We start from the raw sequence: 3,328 nt of genomic DNA, 5'->3' as shown, positions 1-3,328 counted from the left end.
TCGTTGGGAGTCCACATCAGATTAAGAAATGTATTCTTGTTCTTTCTACCTGCATTCCCACCTACGGTAGGGTCGCCCAATTCGACATCGGTATAGCCATGGGACGCGTTCAGTGAATACTGTGGTGATATTTGATAAGAAAGACCAAGGGCTCCGCCATCGCCAGATAGCGTTTGCAGCTTACCGTTGGTATCGACGTAGGCATCGGCACCGTTGAAGTAATCGCCAGACAGATAGAGGTAACTGTTCGCCCCCTCGCTGGCGTTCACGATCGCTCTCAAGGTCACCGGTCCGGCATGGTAGGCACCTGCGGCGAAGGCCCCATAGCCCATTTCCGTATCCTTTTCGCTTCCGGTATCGTACTTCAGCTGCCGGGCGATGCCGGCGATTGAGTAGGAAAAGTCACCCATACTATCTTCATAGCGCAGGCTCAACGCGGGCATCGATGATACGGCATCGTCATTATCCGGTAGCAAATCATCTTCTGGCACGGAGCCATCGATGTTCTCCGCCAGCTGTGCCTTTGGATCCTCCGCAGCTATCGAGAATCCTCCCATGGTGTAGCGCAACTGGGCTAGGCGCGACCCATAGCCATTGCTTCCCGCCGTGCCGAGGAAATCCAGTGTGGGCGTGGCGGCGACGAAGGTGTTGTAATTCGACCAGGTCTGTCCGGCAAGGATCCCATTCCAGGAACCATAGGCATGCCGTAATCTGAAGCGCGAATTATCATCATTATAGGACCAGAAGTCCCCTTCGATTACGGTGTAAAGCGTGCTCCCCTCGACAGGCGTACTGGTCCGAAAGCCGATGCGGCTTTGTGTCGCGGTGACTTGAAACTGATCCCCGACATCCCTCTCATCTTCCGATCCTGCGACTTCAGCAAAGTAACCTTCGTTAGCTGATCCGGCATCCCGATCGAAGTTGTAAGCCATGTTCAGCCTGGCGTAGCCATAAAGCCCCACGGTGGTCTCTCCCACTTGGGTTTCCAGGGCCGAAACATACGTCGAGCCGATTGCCAAGGCCATAACCGTCATGCTGACCAAGGGAATCTTCTTGTTATTCCACATGATGACACCTCTTTATGAATTGTCTTGTTTTTACGCCGATTGCGGCACTATAAAGTTAGCGAAGATTCCTGAATTAAAGCTGAATTTGCCTGCCGGGGTATCAATTTTTCATAAAAAAGGCCAGCTCATGGCTGACCTTCTGTAACCTCAGCATATTTGCCAATAAAGGTTAGTAGACAACGTGCAGCTTATAACGGTTATCATCATTTGCGTTACTGCCACCCCCTGATCTTCCTGTAACTTCGAGTTGATAATTCCCAGGTTGCAACTGATGGACAAGGTTGAAGTGGCCTTGTGGACTGGACGCTTCTGCTACTCGTTGTCCAGACTCATTGTAAAGAACTGCTGAAATGCGGTTACCATAGCTCCTTATGCCGGGAAAATGCTCACTCGTCACTTGTAGGGTAGTCGCTTGTTCAATGTTAATATTGAAACGTTTGGATTGCCCCTGAGCAAGAATCTGTGTAGAAGAGACGCCTCTTTCAAGTAGGGGCAGATCCTGGGTTGTATTGCCGAAGTTAGCCAATACAGGTGTTGAAAGAATGCTGGCTACAAGCGCTCCAAAGATAATTGGTTAACTTTCATGATAATTACTCCAGTGGTTGATGATTTGTTTATATTAGCTGTGGTTTTTGAAATGAAGCTGAATTCCTGGATTCAACTAATAAGTGCAGCACCTGCGGTTTCTAGTGCTCCTGAGTATTCACCTAAGAACACCTGGGCTGGGGTTCGGTATCCCAGCCGCTTTCTTGGTCTATCGTTTAGCTTATTGACGACACTTCGTAGCTCGGCATTGGTCACTTTGCGGAAGTCAGTACCTTTAGGAAAATACTGCCTAATCAGACCATTGGTGTTTTCATTAGTACCACGCTGGCATGAGCGGTACGGGTCGCAAAAATAGGTCTTAGCCGAGACGGCCTTGGCAACTTTCCGGTGCTCAGCGAATTCCGACCCATTATCCAAAGTGATGGTGTGCACTGCCCCTCGGCGTGGTGCCAATAACCGCGTCATTGCCTGAGCCGTTCTAGTGGCGGTGATTGTTGGCAGCCGCGCTGCCAAGAGGTAGCCACTGCGTCTTTCGACCAGGGTCACCAGTCCAGATTCTTTGTGGCCCTTAAGCACCGTGTCGCCTTCCCAATGTCCGATATGGCGCCGTTCTTCCACCTTGGCAGGGCGCTGCTCAATGCCTACTCGGTGCGGGATTTTGCCTAACCCCGCCCGCTTAGCCAATTGGCGCTGGTAGCGCCGCTGGCGTGGCAGTCGGAGCCGTTTCCATAATGTTCCACCGTGCTTCTTGTCGTCCCAGATTAACGCATAGATCCATTGATGGCTTACGCAGACCCCGTTGGCATTGGCCATGAAGCCACTGATTTGCTGAGGGCTCCATTCGTCCATCAATTGGTCAGTGACCCAGCGAATCAGGCTGGGCAGCCGCTTCGTCACTTTCCAGGCAGTGCGTCGGCGCTGATCACTTGCCGATTGAGCCTGTTCAGGCGCATAACCACTGGTCAGACCGTTGCGCTTTATCTCGCGACTAATGGTGCTGCTATGGACACCAATGGCCTTAGCTATCTTTCGCTGGCTAATGCCGGTCTCAAGATAGGCAAAAATTTGGTATCGTTGGATCTGGGTCAGTTGTCGGTATCCCATGCTCTGCTTCACTTTGGTAGGTAAGGCAGAGAGGGTACCGGCGCTGGCCCTCCTGCCTCTACCTTGTGGTCCAAAGTGCTGCGCTTATTCTATGAATCCAGGCATTAACGAGTGTTGCACTCAGAGTCTGCATCCAACTTGTTTTTTAAATGACCTAAAAGGGGCTAGCTTGCAGCTAGCCCCTTTTGAATCAGCTATAATTATTAATGGCGCTTAGTAAGCGACATGTAGTTCATAACGGTTACTGTCACTTTGGTTATTACCTCCCAATGAGCTACCACTCACCTCAAGCTGATAATTTCCAGGTTGCAGCTGACGAATAAGTTCGAAGTGCCCCCGTGGGCTGGAAGCTTCTGCTACCTGCTGTCCCGCCTCATTATAAAGAACAGCTGAAATGCGGTTGCCAGTGCTTGTAATGCCCGGAAAATGTTCACTTGTCACTTGGAGGGTAGTCGCTTGTTCAATATTAATATTGAAACGCTTCGAGTGCCCTTGTGCAAGAATCAGCGTAGAAGATACGCCTCTTTCAAGCGTCGGAGCGCCTTGAGAGGTGTTACCTAAGCTAGCCAAGACAGGTGTAGATAGTATAGTTGCTACCGTTGCGCCAAAAA

Annotated in this window: 3 protein-coding genes; all 3 read right to left on the bottom strand. The window is 50.8% G+C overall.

Translation table 11 applies throughout. From position 1 onward, the window contains the following. A partial coding sequence (locus ELY38_RS06715) for a DcaP family trimeric outer membrane transporter (protein WP_185858930.1) occupies nucleotides 1-1,067 on the bottom strand: 1,067 nt, incomplete at its 3' end. A gap of 657 nt (nucleotides 1,068-1,724) precedes the next feature. Then, nucleotides 1,725-2,717 (bottom strand): IS30 family transposase, encoded by a 993-nt coding sequence (locus ELY38_RS06710; RefSeq protein ID WP_045812303.1) that lies wholly within the window; start codon nucleotides 2,715-2,717, stop codon nucleotides 1,725-1,727. A 213-nt stretch (nucleotides 2,718-2,930) separates the two neighbouring features. After that, a partial coding sequence (locus tag ELY38_RS19025; protein ID WP_185858929.1) for a hypothetical protein occupies nucleotides 2,931-3,328 on the bottom strand: 398 nt, incomplete at its 5' end.

It is taken from the genome of Vreelandella nanhaiensis (assembly GCF_003990185.1).
Taxonomy (GTDB): Bacteria; Pseudomonadota; Gammaproteobacteria; order Pseudomonadales; family Halomonadaceae; genus Vreelandella; species Vreelandella nanhaiensis.
Note: the sequence above shows the minus strand (reverse complement) of the source record. Positions and strands in the feature narration are given on the sequence as shown.